General features: G+C 52.3%; 1 protein-coding gene. It reads right to left on the bottom strand.

Annotated features, from left to right (window positions below; translation table 11 throughout):
* On the bottom strand, positions 1–306 hold a 306-nt coding region (locus HBA93_RS20285; RefSeq protein WP_221724475.1), incomplete at both ends, for a diguanylate cyclase domain-containing protein.

Below are 306 nucleotides of genomic sequence, written 5' to 3'. Positions count from 1 at the left end.
AAACGCGATGCCACAAAGCGCTGCGGATCAAGGCCTGCCATGCGTTCGGCAAACTGTCGCAACAATTCATCGCCGGCATGATGACCGTAAGTATCATTCACATGCTTGAAATGATTGAGATCGATGACAGCTAAGGCCACCAGATCATCCGGCTTATTACCGGTTGTCAGCGAGCGAACCAGCGTTTCAAAATAGAAGCGGTTCGGCAGTCCTGTCAGGCCATCATAGCGTGCCATATGCTGAATTTGTGCCTCGGCCTCAATGCGACCGGTCACATCGTCAAAAATCAGCACGGCCCCTTCTTCG

The sequence above is a fragment of the Ochrobactrum sp. SFR4 genome (assembly GCF_019730395.1).
Classification (GTDB): Bacteria; Pseudomonadota; Alphaproteobacteria; order Rhizobiales; family Rhizobiaceae; genus Pseudochrobactrum.
The sequence above is the reverse complement of the archived record's forward strand: the minus strand, read 5'-3'. Positions and strand labels throughout refer to the sequence as shown.